The 14,516-nt window shown below is 71.3% G+C and carries 12 protein-coding genes and 1 tRNA gene; 2 read left to right on the top strand and 11 right to left on the bottom strand.

Annotated features, from left to right (window positions below; genetic code table 11):
• The first annotated feature begins 5 nt into the window (after positions 1-5).
• Positions 6-698, top strand: coding sequence for a rhomboid family intramembrane serine protease (locus tag JM664_RS17100; protein WP_227421134.1), 693 nt, complete (start codon positions 6-8; stop codon positions 696-698).
• Here the strand turns inward: JM664_RS17100 and JM664_RS17095 are convergent.
• The 3 genes from JM664_RS17095 to JM664_RS17085 are packed head-to-tail and all read right to left on the bottom strand — an operon-like array spanning position 686 to position 4,288.
• Positions 686-1,471, bottom strand: coding sequence for a 3'(2'),5'-bisphosphate nucleotidase CysQ (locus JM664_RS17095; RefSeq protein ID WP_227421133.1), 786 nt, complete (start codon positions 1,469-1,471; stop codon positions 686-688). The genes JM664_RS17100 and JM664_RS17095 overlap by 13 nt on opposite strands.
• Entirely contained in the window at positions 1,458-2,771 is a 1,314-nt protein-coding gene (locus JM664_RS17090) for a TldD/PmbA family protein (RefSeq protein ID WP_227421274.1), read from the bottom strand. The genes JM664_RS17095 and JM664_RS17090 overlap by 14 nt, the downstream gene beginning before the upstream one ends.
• A gap of 47 nt (positions 2,772-2,818) precedes the next feature.
• Positions 2,819-4,288 (bottom strand): DUF2125 domain-containing protein, encoded by a 1,470-nt coding sequence (locus JM664_RS17085; protein ID WP_227421132.1) that lies wholly within the window; start codon positions 4,286-4,288, stop codon positions 2,819-2,821.
• 122 nt (positions 4,289-4,410) lie between these two features.
• On the opposite strand from JM664_RS17085, the gene JM664_RS17080 reads away from it, so the two are divergent.
• Entirely contained in the window at positions 4,411-5,163 is a 753-nt protein-coding gene (locus tag JM664_RS17080) for an SDR family oxidoreductase (protein ID WP_406675833.1), read from the top strand.
• 7 nt (positions 5,164-5,170) lie between these two features.
• Here JM664_RS17080 and JM664_RS17075 read toward each other — a convergent pair whose 3' ends face one another.
• From JM664_RS17075 to JM664_RS17040, 8 genes are all read right to left on the bottom strand, one after another.
• Positions 5,171-6,268, bottom strand: coding sequence for a c-type cytochrome (locus JM664_RS17075; RefSeq protein ID WP_406675827.1), 1,098 nt, complete (start codon positions 6,266-6,268; stop codon positions 5,171-5,173).
• Entirely contained in the window at positions 6,265-6,693 is a 429-nt protein-coding gene (locus JM664_RS17070; protein WP_227421130.1) for a hypothetical protein, read from the bottom strand. Before JM664_RS17070 ends, JM664_RS17075 begins: the two co-directional genes overlap by 4 nt.
• 1 nt (position 6,694) lies before the next feature.
• Positions 6,695-9,268 (bottom strand): cytochrome c oxidase subunit I, encoded by a 2,574-nt coding sequence (gene ctaD, locus JM664_RS17065; RefSeq protein WP_227421272.1) that lies wholly within the window; start codon positions 9,266-9,268, stop codon positions 6,695-6,697.
• 35 nt (positions 9,269-9,303) lie between these two features.
• A complete protein-coding gene (locus JM664_RS17060) occupies positions 9,304-10,302 on the bottom strand; it encodes a cytochrome c oxidase subunit II (RefSeq protein ID WP_227421129.1) in 999 nt (332 codons plus the stop codon).
• Between the two features lie 131 nt (positions 10,303-10,433).
• Positions 10,434-10,509 (bottom strand) — tRNA-Thr (locus JM664_RS17055).
• A 41-nt stretch (positions 10,510-10,550) separates the two neighbouring features.
• Positions 10,551-12,047: a heme biosynthesis protein HemY gene (locus JM664_RS17050; protein WP_227421128.1), complete on the bottom strand. Its 1,497-nt coding sequence runs from the start codon at positions 12,045-12,047 to the stop codon at positions 10,551-10,553.
• A gap of 10 nt (positions 12,048-12,057) precedes the next feature.
• On the bottom strand, positions 12,058-13,701 hold the full coding sequence (locus JM664_RS17045) for a COG4223 family protein (protein ID WP_227421127.1): 1,644 nt from the start codon (positions 13,699-13,701) through the stop codon (positions 12,058-12,060).
• An 87-nt stretch (positions 13,702-13,788) separates the two neighbouring features.
• Positions 13,789-14,469 carry a uroporphyrinogen-III synthase gene (locus tag JM664_RS17040; protein ID WP_227421126.1) on the bottom strand — a complete coding sequence of 227 codons (681 nt, stop codon included), beginning with the start codon at positions 14,467-14,469 and terminating at the stop codon, positions 13,789-13,791.
• Between the last annotated feature and the right edge of the window lie 47 nt (positions 14,470-14,516).

Genomic DNA, 14,516 nt, shown 5'->3' with positions numbered 1-14,516 from the left:
CGCGCATGACCGAGTTCCGGCGCCGCCCGTCCCGCAGCCTGCCCACGTCGCGGCCGCGCATCGTGTCCAAGTGGCCGGCGGCGATCATGTGCCTCGTCGCCGTCTGCGCCGCCGTGGAGGCGGCGCTCTGGGCCGCGGACCTCGGGCTGATCGACATGCGCCGGCTGCGTGCGCTGGCCTACCAGAACGGCGGCTTCTGGATCGGCCTCCTATCGGACTGGGAGCCGAACTATGCCGCGCAGCCGTACCTGATGTTCGTCACCTACGCCTTCCTGCATGGCGGGCTCGTCCACCTCGCGGTCAACATGCTGACGCTCTACAGCGTCGGCCAGCTGGTAATCTCCCGCGTCGGGCAGATGCGCTTCCTGCTGCTATACGCGGTTTCGGCGTTCGGGGGCGCGTTGGGCTTCGCCGCGCTGTCCACCTCGTATCAGCCCATGGTCGGGGCGTCGGGCGCGCTATTCGGTCTCGTCGGCGCCTGGATCGCGTGGGACTACATCGACCGGTTTGGCTCCGGCGCGCCGCTGCTGCCGGTCCTGCGGCCGATCCTGACGCTCATCCTGCTGAACGTGGTGCTCTACTACGCGATGGGCGGGTTCCTGGCGTGGGAGACGCATCTCGGCGGGTTCCTCGCCGGTGCCTTCTGCGCCTTTCTGGTCGATCCGGTCTCGCGCTCCTTTCCCGATCAGCGCGCCTGAGGCGGCAGGATCAGGTCGCGGTGCAGCGCGGCCGGGGCGACGACCGCGCCCGGCGTCCGGGCGAACTCGGTGTTGAAGCGCAGCGGAGCGCCGGTCCGGTCGCTGGCCGTGGCGCCGGCCTCCTCGGCGATGAGCGCACCTGCGGCGATGTCCCACTCCCAGCAATCGCGGAAGGTCATCATCGCGTCAAACCGCCCCTCCGCGACGAGGCAGAGCCGGTAGGCGAGCGAGGGGCGGAAATGCCGCCGCACCTGCGGCACTGGCGCACCCCGCCAGGCGTCTGCGGTGAGCGCGGTGCGGGGCGCGAGGACGTTCGCGTCGCCGATCTCGGTGCGCCGGCTCGCCCGGATGCCGGCGCCGTCGCGCGTGGCGCCGCCACCGCGGACTGCAGCGTAGAGCCTGTCGCGCGCGGGCATCAGCACGACACCTGCCTCCACCCGTCCCGCGCCAGCAACCGCGAGCGAGATCGCCCAGCTGTCCTCGCCCTCAAGGTAGTTCCGGGTTCCGTCGATCGGATCGATGATGAAGACCCTCTCTGCCGACAGGCGATCGGGGTCCGCCTCGCCCTCCTCGCTGAGCCAGCCGTAGCCGGGCCGCTCAGCAAGCAGGGCCTGTCGCAGGTGCCGGTCGACCTCGAGGTCGGCCTCGCTGACGGGGCCGAGGCCGCTGCCCTTGTCCCAGACCTTCGGCCCGGTCCGCCAGTGCCGCAGCGCGATCTCGGCGGCCGAATGCGCGGCGGCCGTCAGGAGGTCGAGGTCCTCACTGTCCGGCAATCGTCATCCCTTCGACGAGCAGCGAGGGCACGACCCGCGACAGGTGCGGCCGCCCGTCATTGGCGGGCCTCAAGGTGCGGAGCATGTCGCGCAGGTTGCCCGCGATCGTGCACTCGTTGACCGGGTAGGCGATGCGCCCGTTCTCCACCCAGAACCCGCTGGCCCCGCGCGAATAGTCGCCCGTGGTCGGATTGACGGACGAACCGATGAGCGAGGTCACGAGCAGGCCGGTTCCCATGCGCGCCAGGAGGTCGTCGCGGCTCTCCGGTCCCTGCGTCAGCTCTATGTTCGTGACGGTCGGCGACGGTGGTCCCGACGGGCCGCGCGACGCGCTCGCGGTGCTCTCGAGGCCAAGCTTCCGCGCCGAGGCTAGGTCCAGCACCCAGCCGGTCAGCACGCCGTCATCGACGATCGCGCGCCGCCGCGTCGGCAGACCCTCGGCGTCGAAGGGGCGCGAGCCGCCGATGCGGGGCCGGCGCGGGTCTTCGATCAGCGACACTCCCCGCGGCAGCACCTGAGCGCCCACCGCGTCCTGCAGCCAGGTCGACCCGCGGACCACCATCACGCCGTTGACGGCCTGGACGAGGTGGCCCAGCAGGCTCGCCGCAACGCGCTCATCGTAGACGACCGGATAGGCGCCGGTTGGCGGCTTGCGGGACGCCGCCCGCGCGACCGCGCGTTCGCCGGCGGTTCGGCCGATCTCGCCGGGCGACGGCAGCTCATCGCGGAACACTCGGCTCTCGACGCAATAGTCGCGCTCCATCCCGGGGCCGCTGCCGGTGATGGCGACGCAGCTCAGGGTCGCTCCGGTGCGGGCGTAGCCGCCGGAAAAGCCGTTCGTCGCCGCGAGATGGACGCGCCGGTGCGACCAGCTGCCCGAGGCCGACTGCACCTGGCTCACGCCGCCGACGGCCAGCGCGGCGGCCTCCGCCTCGCGCGCCGCCGCCTCCAGCTCGGCGGGCGACGGCTCACCTGCCGGATCCGCGAGCTCCAGCGCCGAGGCATCCCTGTCCGCCGCCAGCTGCGACGGATCGGCCAGGCCGACGGTCGGGTCCGCAGGCGCCGCCCGCGCCATGGCGACGGCACGCTCCGCCATGCGCTCCAGCGTCTCGGGTCGCACGTCCGAGCTTGCCACGCAGGCCTGCCGGTGATCGACCAGGACGCGGAGGCCGATCTCCACCCCTTCCGACCGCTCCGCCTGCTCCAGCGCCCCGGACCGCACGTCGATGGCGAGTGACGTCGCCTCGATCGCGAGCGCGTCCGCTGCCTCGGCCCCGTGACGCCGCGCCGCGTCCAGCATTGCCTCGGCCAGCGGCGCGAGGTCGCGCCGGGCTATCCCTCCACCGCTCACTGGATGCGCTGGTCGTTGACCAGGACCTGCCCGTCCTCGGTAAAGCGGATGGTAGACAGGAGCTCGTCCTGGCCGGGGCCCGGGCGAGAAAACATCGAGATCATCATGCGCGCGCCCATCGCCTGTTCCTGGGGGATCAGGCCCATCTGCACCAGCCGCTCGATCAGCGCCAGCCCGCCGGTCAGGCGCAGGTCAAGGGTGCCGACCGGTTGCGGCATCGCGGCCGTCGATCCGTCACGGAACTCCATCGCCCCCTTGCCGACGAGCTCCGCGCCCGCCAGCGACAGGCGCAGCTCCTCGATGTCGAGCGCCTCGATCTCGGGGACCGACTCGCTCGCCTGCAGCAGGTTGCGGTCCAGCACCGCCTCGCCCGTGACGTCCACCACCAGCGTCGCGGGATCGCGCGGCAGGATCCCGGCCGGATCGATCATGCTCCAGAGGCTCTCGTCGAGCTTGAGGTCGAGCAGCCGGACCTCCGCGTCGAACCGCTGCGCCTCGTCGCTCGGCAGCACCGGCATCGCCAGCGTCGCGGCGGTCTCGGCCATGCTCATCCGCAGCTGTGGAAACGGGATCCGGTCGCCCGACAGCGTCAGTGCCGAGTCCCGGTTGACGGCGCCGTAGCGCAGCCCCTCCTCGGAAAGGGAGGCGGTCAGCTCGCCGCTGCGCGAGGTGCCGGCGATCGTCGCCGCGCCGGCCTCGCCGCCCTCGGTCGCGAGGGTGTAGCTGAGGGGGCCGAATCGCAGCATTCCGCTCCGCGCCGCTCCGTCCTGAAGGGCTAGGCTCTCCTCGGTCATCTCCCCTTCGAAGAAGGCGGTCAGGTTGTCCGCCCTCACGTCGTCGATCACGAGATCCAGCTCGAACGTTCCGTCGCCCTCGGGGTCGTCTCCGGACATCCGCGCCTCCGCCCGCGCCGCAATCAGACTGCTGTCGCGCGGGGCGGCTCCGTCGTTCACATCATAGGTGCCGGCGACGTCGCTGAGCGTCAGGGCGCCCGCGAGATCGACAGGCTCACCGCCTTCGGTCGCCTCCAGGAGCGTGATCGTCAGCTCCGGCGCCGCGTATGCGTGCCGGCGCTCCGCCTCGTCGCCCGAGACGATCATCTCGAGCTCCGGGTGGTCGATCCTGAGGCGGGCCTCGGTCGCGGTGCCGTCCTCGGTCTCTCCCGTGAGCGTGACGACGTAGCCGGGCGACATGGTGACCGAGACGGTGCCGTCGCCGTTCTGGGCGAAGACCACCTCGTCCACCGTCAGGGCATAGCCGCCCTTCTCGGTCAGCAACGTCATCGCGAGGTCCGTGACGACGAGGCGCCCACCGTCCTCCTCGACGCTTCCCGTACCGTAACTTGCCGCGTCGGCCTCGGCCGCAGCGATCCAGTCCTCCCAGACCTGGCGCGGCGTCACGTCGGCCTCGGCTGCGGCGGCGGCGAGCGACGCGAGCGCGGCGCCGGCGGCGATGTTCCTGAACATGGCTCGGACCTCTCCTGATCGGACGTTTCCCAATTCTGCTGCAACGCGCGTCGGGTCAAGAGAGGGTCACTGGACCGGCGGCCACGGTCGCGTTACGTCCGGGCGAAAGGGAGGTCGCCATGATCGACATGACGGGCAAGACGGTGCTGATCACGGGCGCCAGCAGCGGCATCGGCGAGGCGGCGGCGCGCGCCTTCGGCGAGGCGGGTGCCAGCGTCGCGCTGCTCGCGCGTCGCAACGACGAGATCGCGCGCATCGCCGGCGACATCGGCCCCGACCGGGCACTCGCCATCCCCTGCGACGTCAGCCGCTACTGGGAGGTGGAGGCCGCCGTCGACGCCACGCTCGGCAACTTCGGCTCGCTCGATGTCGTCATCAACAACGCTGGCGTCATCGAGCCGATCTCGCACCTCGCCCACGCCGATCCGCAGGCCTGGAGCCAGGCGATCGACGTCAACCTCAAGGGCGTGTTCCACGGGATGCGCGCTGCGATGCCGGCGATGATCCGGCAGGGCGGGGGCACCATCCTCACCGTCTCCTCCGGGGCGGCACACGGGCCCGTCGAAGCTTGGAGCGCCTATTGCGCCTCGAAGGCCGGTGCCGCGATGCTCACCCGCTGCGCCGACAAGGAAGGGCGCGAGGCCGGCATCCGCGCCATGGGCCTCTCGCCGGGGACTGTCGCCACGCAGATGCAGCGCGAGATCAAGGCGTCGGGCATCAATCCCGTCAGCCAGCTCGAATGGACCGACCACATCCCGCCCGAGTGGCCGGCGCGGGCGCTCCTCTGGATGTGCGGCCCCGAGGCCGGCGACTTCGTGGGCGAGGAGATCAGCCTGCGCGACCCCAACATCCGGCAGCGCATCGGGCTCGCCTGACGGCGCCTCAGCGCGCCGCTGCCTCCGTCGCGCCCAGCCGCGCCGGCGGCAGCGAGGCGTAGTAGGCCGCCAGCGCCGCGATCTCGTCCTCCGTCAGGTCCGCCGCTGCCTGGTGCATCAGGTCCGAGCGCGGCCCGCCCCCGCGCCGACCTTCCTTCCAGAGGGAGAGCTGCTTTCGCAGGTAGTGCTCGTGCTGACCGGCGAGCGCAGGGAAATCCGGGCTCAAGCGCTCGGGCCAAGGCCCGTGGCAGGCGCGGCAGGCAGGTACTTCCGTGTCGCCCGTCCGCGCCTCGGCCAAGGCCTCCCCCGCTTCGGACAACGCGGGGTCGACCTCCGCCGACGCCTCGCCCGTAGGCTGCGCGCCGTAGTGGTCCGCCAGCTCGGCCAGCGTCGCCTCCGGCACCAGGCTCGCCGCCTGCTGCATGATCCCGCTGGCCCGCATCCCGTTCCGGAACGCCTGCAACGCCGTCAGCAGGTAGCCCGGGTTCTGGATATCGAGACGGGGGATCTGCGCGTTGCCGGACATGCCGTCGCTCCCGTGGCAGGTGGCGCAGAACGCGACCGCCGCGCGCTCCGTCTCCGGTTGCGCCGTCAGCGCGTCATAGCTCTCGCCTGACATGTCGCCGACGCTCGTCAGGAAGGCGACCACCGCCCAGACCTCGTCTTCGCGCGACGGAGCAGGCCACGCGGGCATCCCGCTCATCTTGACGCCCTCCCGGACGATCCAGAAGAGCTCGCCCGCGTTCCACGATTCCACCGCCTCGGTGATGTGCGGCGGCTCGGGCACCATGGTCCGCACGGTCGCCGCGCGCGTCTCGCCCGGCGCGGCGTGGCACATCCGGCACGCGACGTCGAAGTGCCCGGCGCCGAGCGCGATCAGGTCCGGGTCGGTCAGATCGGGCGCCTCCGACTGCGGCGGGGCCCGCAGGTCGACCGAGTTGCGAAACGTCGTGTGCAGCACCCACGAGACCCCCGGCAGATGCCCCGCGCGGGCCGAAACGTTGTAGAGCCCGAGCCCGACAACCGAGACCGCCACGACCAGCCCCAGCGCCGCCAGCGTCAGGACCACCGTCCTCGCCCGCGACGGTGCCTCCCGTTTGCTCACCGGCACGACTCGATCAGCAGGACCGGCATCGCCACATAGACGACGCCGACGAAGGACACGATCGCCAGCAGGAAGGCCGCGTGGCCGAGGAACTCGTGCCGGTCTTCGTTCTCGCCCTCCTTGTTCACGTAGTCCCAGTCTTCGGTGAAGTCCCACTGCCGCCAGGCGCGCCAGCCGACCCATACGATCCCCGCCAGCGCCGCGACGGTCAGCACGGCGAGGCCGATGCGCAGGCCCGGCACCGGCTCGAATGCGGTCGCCACCTTGGCGCACCAGGCGGCGGTGGTGCCGTAGCTGGCGACGAAGTGCAGCGCCCAGATCAGGGGGCCGAGCGTGATGCGCCAGAGGCTGTCGGCCTCCTCCGCAAATTCGGCCTCGTCGCTCTTGACGCCGTCCTGCCAGTCTTTGCCCTTCTGGTGGACCATTTCAGAGCACCCTCGGCAGAAGGCCCGTCACCAGCGCGGTGATGATGGCCGTCAGGCAGAGGAAGTGCCAGAAGAGGCAGGTGTTCCAGAGGTCGGCATCGTGCGCCGGATCGATCTTGCCGAAGATCGTCCCGGCAAGGCAGTAGCACTGCATCACCACGCCCGCGATCGTGTGCGCCACGGTCCAGACCACCAGGACCCACATCATCGCCGGATAGACGTGGCTTGTCGGGTCGAGGTCCGGCAGCCACAACGCCGCGACCATCCCTGCGACGCCGAGCCCCGCCAGCACCGGCGCGGCGACCAGCGCCATCCGCGCGATGTCCGTCCGTCCCCGCCGGTTGATCTCCCGCGCACCCAGCACTGCCGCCCATGAGGCAACCATCGCGACGGCGCCGCCTGCCATCAGCCACGGCTCGGCGAAGTCGGCGCCCGGCGGCGGGAAGGCGGTGTTCGACGTCCAGTAGTAGAAGACGCCGAAGACGAGACCGGCGAAGGCCGTCGAGTCCGCCAGCATCGTGATCCACATGCCCCACCAGCCGACCGCCTTCGGTCCCGCCACGTAGGTGGCGAGCGTCAGGCCGAGGCCGACGTCCTTCTTCTCGGTCTCGGGGATGCGCGCGGTGGAGGTCCAGAGCCAGTAGATAATGCAGGCCACGGCGAACGCTCCTGCAACGACCGCCGGCCAGTAGATGTGGAACGTCGGGATGATGAACGCCGCCCCCGTGAAGCCGGCGGCGAGGTGGGTGATCCAGGCCGGGCCGGTAACGCGGGCCACATATACCGGCCGCGCGTCGATGACCGACGTCACCAGCGTTTCGCGCAACCCCTCCTCGGCGTCGCCGAGATAGTAGCGCCCCGCATCCATCCGCTCGACGATCTTCTCCTGCTGCCAGAGCGGATAGCGGCTGTCGACATAGGGGATGGAGCGCGAGCCCCACGCCTCCTCGGGGATGTTGTGGCTCCACTCCAGCGTGCCCGCCCGCCACGGGTTCCTCGGCGGCGGCGGCTGGTGGCCCTTGGGGCGCAGGAGATCCCACGTGAAAACCGCGAAGCCCGCGGCGATGACGAAGGCGCCCACGGACGAGACCATGTTGAGCCAGTCCCAGCCGAGCCCGGTCGGGTAGGTGAAGACCCGCCGCGGCATGCCCAGCAGCCCCGTCAGGTGCATCGGCAGGAAGGTGATGTTGAAGCCCGTGAAGATCAGCCAGAACGCCCAGCGGCCCATCCTCTCGGACATCTGCTTCTTCCGGATGAACGGATAGAAGTAGTAGACGCCCCCGATCACCGGCAGCACCATCCCGCCGAAGAGCGTGTAGTGCAGGTGCGCGACGATGAAGTACGTGTCGTGCACCTGAAAGTCGAACGACGCAATCGCCACCATCACGCCTGTCAGCCCGCCGGCCGTGAAGATCGCCAGCGCCCCCGCGATCCAGAGCATCGGCAGGCTCATCGTCACCCGGCCCACCATCAGCGTCGCCACGAAGGCGAAGATCTGGATGCCGGTCGGGATCACCACCGCCTCGGACGCCGCCGAGAAGAAGCCGAGGCTGAGCGCCGGCAGCCCCGTGGTGAACATGTGATGCACCCAGAGGCCGAATGACAGAAAGCCGGTCCCGACCGCGCTCAGCACGATCCAGGAATAGCCGACGATCGGCCGCTGCGCCGCCGTGGGCACGATCATCGCCGCGATGGCGATCGAGGGCAGGAAGATGATGTAGACCTCCGGATGCCCGAAGATCCAGAAGAGGTGCTGCCAGAGCAGCGGGTCGCCGCCGCGCTCGGGGTCGAAGAACGGCCAGTCGAACGACCGCTCGAGCTCGAAGAGGAGGTCGCCCGCGATCAGCGGCGGAAAGGCGAAGACGATCATTCCGCCGACCACCAGCACGTACCAGGCATAGAGCGGCATCAGGTTGACCCGCATCCCCGGCGGCCGGCATTTCAGCGTGCCGACGATCAGCTCGACCGCCGCCGCGATCGACGCCACCTCGATGAAGCTGAGCCCGAGCAGCCAGATGTCCGAGCCGATGCCCAGATCCTGCGTCGCCAGCGGCGGATACATGAACCAGCCCGCCTTCGGCGCCGCATTGAACAGCAGCGAGCCCATCACGAAGACGCTGCCGATCAGGAAGCACCAGAAGCCGTAGGCCGAGAGCCGCGGGAACGGCATGTCCCGCGCGCCCATGAAGGCCGGCAGGATCAGGATCGAAATCGCTTCGAAGAGCGGCACGGCGAAGAGGAACATCATCGCCGTGCCGTGCATCGTGAAAAACTGGTTGAACCGATCCGCCGACAGCACGTCGTTGTCCGGCACCGCCAGCTGCACCCGCATCGCGAGCGCCAGGAGGCCGGCGCAGAGCATGAAGAAGAACGCCGTCAGCACGTACCATAGGCCGACTTCGGAGTTGTTGACGGCCGACCAGTAGCGCCAGCCCTGCGGCGTCTTCCACGCCGCCCGCAGCCGCTCGGCCTGCGCCCGGCTGACCTCCGGGTCCATGGGCTCGGCCAGCATCTCGTCGGTCGGCGGGTAAGGCCCCTCCGGCGCGCGCGCGTCCGCGATCTCGCGGCCGCTCATGCGGCGGATGTCGTTCGGATCGCCCGAGATCGCGCTCATTCCAGCCCCTCCAGCCAGGCCGCCAGCGCGGCGAGGTCGTCCGGCGCAAGCTCGTCATAGCTCGGCATCTCCACCCCCGGCTTGATCGTGCCGGGGTGCGCGATCCAATTGGCCAGCGCCTCGGCCGTGGGGGGCAGGGTGCCTGCGCCGATCGTCAGCCGGCTGCCGACATGGGTCAGGTCGGGCCCGACCGCGCCTGTCGCCGGCGTGCCCCTCACGGTGTGGCAGGCGCCACAGCCCTGCGCCAGGAACACCTCCTGTCCCGCCGCCTCCAGCGGACCGGACGGAGGCCGCGCCGGGGCCGCTTCGGCCTCGAGCCAGTCGGCGAACTCCTCCTCGGGCAGGACAACCGCCTGGAACGCCATCAGCGCGTGGCTTTCGCCGCAGAACTCTGCACACTGGCCGCGATAGACGCCGGGCGTCAGCGGCTCCAGCGTCATCAGCGTGTCGCGGCCGGGAAACATGTCGGTCTTGCCGCCGAGCGCCGGGATCCAGAAGGAATGGATCACCTCGTGCGCCGCAAGCTCGATGTCGGTGCGCCGCCCGCTCGGCAACCGCACCTCGTTCGCGGCGACGACCGGCGCCTCGGCGCCCTCGGGCCAGTACTCGACCCGCCACCACCACTGCTCGCCCGTGACACGGATCCTGAGACCGTCGCCCGGCACGCGCGTCAGCGGCATCAGCGTCAGCCCATAGCCCAGCAGCGCGGCCAGCACGATGACCGGGAACACGATGCCGCCGCCAATGATGATCCCCTCGGCAAGCCTGCGCGGCATGTGACCGACGTTGATCCGCGTGACGTAGAACATCAGGCCGTTGATCGCGAGCCAGAGCACGACCGCACCCGCCAGCATGATCCAGAAGAGATCCGCCAGCAGCTCGGCCTCGCGACCCGCCGGGGCGAGGGCCGACTGCGGCCCGTCACAGGCCGGAAGCAGAAGGAGCAGCAGGCAAGGCGCGAAGATGCCTGGCCTGGTGACACGCCAACTCGTCAACGTCGCAGCTCCATCGGGCCGATCACCGCAAGCAGCCTTGCAGAAGGCCGAAGGCGTGTCGATGGGGCGGCGTCAGGCCGCGCCGCCGATGCGGCGGAACGACGAAGGCAGGGTCGGTACGGATCGATGGGTGGTGCCGCAGAAGGGACTCGAACCCCCGACCCCATCATTACGAATGACGTGCTCTACCAGCTGAGCTACTGCGGCGCCGGGCGCCTGATAGCAGGCCATGATTTGGAGCGGTAGCCCTAATCTTTGCGTTCCGCCGCGTCCGTTACGCGAGGCTCGTCCTCGACCACCTCGGCAGGCGGCACCTCGGTTTCTGGCGTGCCGGCTGCTTCCGCGGCAGGCGACTCGGCCGTGTCGGCGCGCGGGTCGACAAGCAGCGGCATCATCTCGACGCCCGCCGGCAGCGCGACCTTGCCCGCCGGTGCCTCGCGCCAGGACAGCGTGTCGAAGCCGCCGCACATGTCGCAGACCGGCGCCCACTCGCCATGCACGCCGTGGCACTTGTCGCAGACCCATTGCGGACCGCGCCGCGCGGTCAGCGCGCGGGCGAGCCAGGCGCGAACCACGCGGTCCTCGGCGCCCTCGCCGCGCTCGATTGCCGCCATGTTGGTCAGCGCCCGCGCCGTCGGATCGTTGACGGCGAGGTCGCCCAGCGCGCGGCGGGCGGCGGGAAAGTCCTCGTTCGCGATGTGCAGCTCCGACAGCAGCATCCGCGTCTCCGGGTGGTCGGGATGCAGGCGCGTCAGGTTCTGAAAGCGCCTGATGCGCTCCGCCGGCGTCTCCTCCGGGTGGATCTCGGCATAGGCCGCCGCCAGGTCCGGATGCGGCTGCGCGTTCCACGCCTTGCGGATTACCCGTGCGGCGTAGCGCGGTTTGCCCTGCTCGATGTAGGCGCGCGCGGCCATGACCGCGGCGGGCACTAGGTCGGGCGACAGGCGGTTCGCCTCGATTGCAGCCTCGCGGGCCTCGATCGTCTTGCCCTCGTCAACGACCTCGCGCGCCTCGCCCAGCGCCAGCACCGCGTCGCGTCGGCGATGCACGTCGCGCGGCAGCGCGCCGTAGCGCAGCTTGGCCCCCAGCGTCCTGCGCGCCCCGGCCCAGTCGGAATGCTCGGCCTGCAGCCGCAGCAGGAGGTCCTGCGTCTCCTCGTGCTTCGGCTTCAGCGCGAAGGCCTTCTCGGCGAGCTTGAGGGCGGTGTCGGTGTCGCCCGCCTCCAGCCGCTGGCGCATCAGCCCGCGGATCCCGACGAAGCGCGTCCGGTCGTCGGTCACGAGGTCGCGGTAGACCTGCTCGGCGCGGGCGCGGTCGCCGGTCATCTCGGCCGCCTGCGCGGTGATCAGGTTCGTCAGCTCCGGCCGGTGCAGGTATCGCTCGGCCCGCGACGCCTTCGACATCGCCACGCGCCCCTCGCCGGCCGCCAGCGCCAGCATCCCGTCCGCCAGCGCCTCGAAGCCCTTCCGCTCCGACCGGCGCGAGAAGTACCGCGTGATCGCCGTCTCGTCGCCGTTGAGGAACCGCACCGTCGCGACCAGCAGCGACAGCAGCTTGAAGACCAGCCAGACCACCAGGACGAAGAGCAGCGCGGCGATCACCGCCTGAAGCGGGCCGAGGGTGAACTCGACGTCGGCGACCGCGACGACGACGCCGCCGTCGGCCTGCATCAGCCAGAGAGCGCTCAGCGTGAGAAGGACGACGAGCGCGACGAAGAACAGCACGCGCACAAGGGAAAAGATCATCGCGGCAACCTCAATTCAGGGTCTGTTCGACCGACTGCGCCGCACCAATGGCCTGCGCGCGCAACCGCGCGGTCGACAGCCATTCCTGCATCGCCGCAAGGCCGTCCTCGGGCAGCGCCGCGAGCTCGTCGAGCGCCGTCTGCAGCTCGCCCGCCTCCAGTGCCGCTTCCGCCCGCGACAGGATCGCGTCGGGGTCGTCGCCCTCGCGCGGGGCGAGCGAGCGGGCCTGCGTCTGGGTTCGCAGGAACGACAGGAATCGCTCCCCCGGATCGCCCTGCGTCGTGGCAACAGAGGTCGCCGCCAGAGCCGAACGCGCCGCGTCAGGATAGGTCTGCCTCAGCTCGGCCAGCGTCGGGACGCCGGTATCGGCCGGGTCGATCAGCTCGCCCGGCATCGCAAGGTCCGTCGCCGCGCGCAGCGTTTCGAGCGGTTCGACATAGGGCGTGCCGGCGTCGAGCGCCGCCTGCACCTGGCGCAGCGCCGCCCGCGCCTCGGCGATGCGGGCGGTGGCCAGCGCCTCCTCCTCGAGCGCTGCCGCGCGCTGCTCGGCGGCGGCGAGCTCGGCCCGCGCTGCCTCGGCCGCCTGCTGCAGCTCCTGGCGCATCGCCTCGACCTCGGACTGCGCGCCCTGCGTCGCCTGGTCGACCTGGCCCTGCGCCGCCGCAGTCGCCTCGGCCACCTGCTGGCGCAGATCCTCGATCTCGGACTGCAGAAGCTCGGCCGCCGCGTCGGGATCCACCACCGGCCGCGCCTCCAGCGCCGCCAGCCGCTCGTCCGTCTCCGCCAGCTGGGTCTCGATCGCGTCGAGCCGCCCGGCCATCGTCTCCAGCGTCTCGGTCAGACCGCCGAAGCGTCCCTCCGCGTCCGTCCGCAATGCCTCCAGCGCCTCGGTCGTGTCGCCCGAACTCAGCGCCTCGTTCAGCGACGTGAGGTCGCCTTCCAGCCCGGCGAGCCGCTGCTCCTGCTCCTGCAGGCGCGTCGACTGCCCCTCGATGGCCGTCGCGATCTCCGGGTCGGCGTCGCGCGGCATCTCCTGCAGGACGAACCAGACCACGAGCGCGCCCACCAGGACACCGAGGAACCCCATCAGCAGACCGCCGCCGCCGGACCGCCGCGCAGGCTCCTCCGCCCGGTGACGGGGAGCACCTGCCGCGGCCGACGTGGCGACGCCCTCGTGCCCCGACCGCTCCTCGGTGCCGCCATGCGCGGCGCCCGGCAGCGGCGGTCCGGCCAAAGTCCCGGCCGGCGGCGCACTGCTTCCCTCCTCCGCCGCGCGAGCCTCCTCCGCCGCCAGCGTCTCGTCCTCGGGCGTTCCGGGCGCATCCGCCATGGCGTCGGCCACGGAAGCCTCGTCCGCCGGCCAATCCCGCTCCGGCCGATCCGCGGCGTCCGGTTCGCCGGCCGCAGGCTCCGCCGCGGCGTCCGCGGGCTTCAGCGCGCCGGAAGGGGGCGCGGCAGGCCCAGCAGCCTCCGTCGCCGCATCGGGCGAGGTGGCTTCGTCGCGAACGTCAGCACTGCCCGGTTCGCCGATGGAGCCCGCCTTCGGCGTCCCGTCCGGGGCGGTGCCGTCGGTCACGGTGCCGGGATGAGTGGCACCTTCGTCCGTCTTGCCCGGCTGCCGCTTCGTCCTGTCCTGCCGCCGTGATGTCGCCACCGTCGCGCCTTCCCCAATGCAACCCGCGTTTCGGGCGTCCTGCCAAAGCTTAGCCCGCCCCCTCCCGCTCAACAAGGCGCGGGTGGCTCAACCGGCGAGCCCGGCGGCCACTGCTGCGAGCATGTCCTCGGCCGTGGGACGCGGGGCCACGGTGACCTGTTCCGCCGGACGGCCCCAGGCTTCCGCTACGTTCGCGCTCATCGCCACGAGGTGCAGTGGCGCCCGGATCTCGGCCTGCGCCGCCACCAGCGCCGCCGACCGTGGCGAAAAGAGGGGCAGCAGCACCGGCTCGCTGCCTGCCAGCAGATCGGTGGCTGCCCGCGTCAGTGGCAGCGCCGCCTGGTCGTAGGCCACCGCCTCGTCCGCATCGAGCCCCGCCGCACGCAGCCGCGCCACGAGATCGCCCGCGGCGTGCGCGCCCCTGAGGTGGAGCAGCGGCCCGTCCGCCGCCGTTTCGCGGATCAGCCGGATCAGCGCCTCGACGTCGCCGTCGGCCGATAACGCCTCCAGTCCGGCCCGCCCCGCCATCTCGGCCGTCCCGTCTCCGACGCAGAAGGCCCGACGCGCGCCGAATGCGCCGCCTGCCAGGCCGTTCCGCGAGGTCAGGATCAGCGTCGCATATCGCCGCACGAGCCGGGGGCGCAGCAGGCGAATCTCCAGTACCGGCGACAGCACGGCGGCCGGCGCGGCGCCGCGCCGCGCCGACAAGTCCTTCAGGAACCGCAGGGAGGCCTCCCGCGGCCGCGTCAGCAAGAGCGTCGGCGCCATCCGCCCTCCCTCGGGATTGTCCCGCCACGGGCCGGGTGTTACCTGCC

The sequence above is a fragment of the Roseitranquillus sediminis genome (assembly GCF_016918935.1).
GTDB classification, from domain to species: domain Bacteria; phylum Pseudomonadota; class Alphaproteobacteria; order Rhodobacterales; family Rhodobacteraceae; genus Roseitranquillus; species Roseitranquillus sediminis.
The sequence above is the reverse complement of the archived record's forward strand: the minus strand, read 5'-3'. Positions and strand labels throughout refer to the sequence as shown.